Consider the following 2,546-nt stretch of genomic DNA (forward strand, 5'->3'; position numbering starts at 1 on the left):
CGACGTTGGCAGATCCATCAAAGGTTATAAAATTGATCTATGTTTCAACACTCACGCTGAGGCCGTAAGATTCGGAAAATGCTGGGTTACCGTGGAAATAAGGGATTAACCAATATTTTCTCTTCGTAGTGCTTCCAAAGCTTCTTGGGCTGCTCTTTGTTCTGCTTTTTTCTTGCTCCGACCGGTTCCTTTGCCCATCACTTTGCCTTGGACCAGAACTTCTGCATGAAAAATTCTCTCGTGAACAGGCCCTTCTTCACGGGTAATCTGGTATTCGGGTACTACCCCCAGTTTCTCCATGGTGTATTCCTGGAGATTCGTTTTAAAATCCGAGAATTCCTTGGAGGCCTGCTCGAAGATTTTATCCTTGAATTTTTTGAGGATGAATTCTCTAACTGCGCTTAAACCTTGATCAAGATATATGGCTCCCAATATGGCTTCAAAACAATCTGCGAGGATGGATGTCCTTTCTCTCCCTCCAGTGAGTTCGGCTCCTTTGCCCATAAAAATGAATTCACCCAGGCCGATCCCTTGAGCCACTTTAGCCAAAGCTTCAGAGTTAACCAATTTTGCTCTGAATTTTGCCAATTCTCCCTCGTTAAATTTAGGGAAACGGTGAAAGATAAAATCTGTGATCACGAAATTAAGAATGGCATCACCCAGGAACTCCAGCCGCTCATAAACCTCCCTCGCATCTACACCCATTTCAAAGGCAAAAGAACTATGAGTTAAAGCCCGCTTGAGGAAATTCTTATTGGAGAAAATGATGCCGAGGCACTTCTCCGCTTTGGCGATTTTATTTTTTCCTTCGATCTGCAGAATGCCTCACAACCTTTCTATTAGATCTTCTTGTGCCTAGATATAAATAGAGTGATCTCTAAGAGCCATCCTTACGGGCGCGGTTGCTGCGAGCCTACTCGCTACTCTCTTAAGGGCGAACGCCCTCCATAAGTTCGGGTCGGGCCATTGCCGCCGTCGTTCGAACCTTGCTCGCTTAACGGTTCTTGCAGATGCGCCTTCCAGGATACTCTTATCGAATTATCAAGAGTGAATTATGTCTAGGCTATAATCTTCTTATAACCAGTGTAGCATTATGTCCACCGAATCCCAGAGAGTTAGACATGGCTACGGAAACATCCCTTTTTACGGCTACGTTGGGAACATAATTTAAGTCGCAGAGGGGATCGGGTTTCTCCAAATTTATGGTGGGGGGAACGATCCCAGTCTCAATAGCCATGGCACAGGCGATCAATTCTATGGCGCCCGCTGCTCCCAGAAGATGTCCCGTCATCGATTTTGTTGAGCTCACCAGGAGTTCATAGGCGTGTTTTCCAAATACCTTTTTTATGGCCATAGTTTCAAATTCGTCATTATAGGGGGTGGAAGTTCCATGTGCATTTATGTAGTCCACTTGTTCGGGGGAAAGATCAGCCTCGTCTAGGGCCATCCGCATTGATCGAGCTGCACCTTCCCCGGTTGGAGATGGTGCAGTGATGTGGTAAGCATCCCCCGTTAGACCATATCCAACGACCTCTGCATAGATGTGTGCACCTCGGGATCGGGCACTTTCCAAGGTTTCAAGAATAACGATGCCCGCACCTTCGGACATGACGAATCCATCTCGCTCGGCATCGAAGGGCCTGCTGGCACGCGTGGGTTCGTCATTGCGTCTCGATAACGCTCTACAGGCGCAGAAACCGGAAACACCAAGAGGGGTGATACAAGCCTCTGAACCTCCAGCGATGCAGATATCGGCGATTCCCCTTTTGATCATTTCGAAGGCATCGCCAATGGCATGGGTGCTTGTGGCACAAGCGGTAACCACGCAGGCATTTGGACCTTTGGCTCCGAAGAAGATGGAAACCTGCCCCGCAGCTAAATCACAGATCATCATAGGGATAAGATATGGGCTCACTCTGCGTGGTCCCTTTTCCAACAGGATTTTGTATTGTTCCTCGAGGGTTCCGAGTCCCCCAATACCAGAACCGATTACGACACCCACCCGCTCAGCTATGGATGCAGTGATCTTGAGTTTTGCGTCGTCCAGAGCAAGTTTGGTGGCAGCGATGGCGAATTGGGTGAAGCGATCCATGCGTTTTGCCTCTTTGGGTTCCATAAAATCGCCGGAATTAAAATTTCGTATCTCTCCGGCTATACGGGTGGGATACTCACTGGCATCGAAGTGAGTGATTTCAGAGATACCCGATTTACCCATTACTAAAGATTGCCAGTAAGCTTCCTTACCAATTCCAACTGGAGTTACCGGTCCAAGACCCGTGATTGCAACTCTTCTTTCCATCTTTAACCCCTAAACATATTGCTGTACTTGGCAAAATTTAACTTGCGAAGCTAAAATCCCATAAACTTGAGTCCAAGATTTTAATGAAAAATTTAAAGTTTGCGATAGCAGCAGAGCATTAGGTCAAGTCCTTTGTTTCCTGTAAAAACGAGAAGCCCGGCATTAGACGTTGACTACCTCCTTTGCCTCCATTTCCTCTCTTAGGCTTTTATCCAATGCCAATTCTTCCCTTAAGGCATCGATTCTT

At 46.9% G+C, this 2,546-nt stretch carries 2 protein-coding genes; both read right to left on the reverse strand.

Features of this window, described 5'->3' with window-relative positions; translation table 11 throughout:
- Positions 1–105 precede the first annotated feature (105 nt).
- Positions 106–822 (reverse strand): ribonuclease III, encoded by a 717-nt coding sequence (gene rnc, locus AB1466_05155; protein ID MEW6189481.1) that lies wholly within the window; start codon positions 820–822, stop codon positions 106–108.
- Positions 823–1,063: 241 nt separating this feature from the next.
- Positions 1,064–2,299, reverse strand: coding sequence for a beta-ketoacyl-ACP synthase II (gene fabF, locus AB1466_05160; protein ID MEW6189482.1), 1,236 nt, complete (start codon positions 2,297–2,299; stop codon positions 1,064–1,066).
- Positions 2,300–2,546: the final 247 nt, after the last annotated feature.

The sequence above is a fragment of the Actinomycetota bacterium genome (assembly GCA_040755895.1).
Taxonomy (GTDB): Bacteria; Actinomycetota; Aquicultoria; order Subteraquimicrobiales; family Subteraquimicrobiaceae; genus Subteraquimicrobium.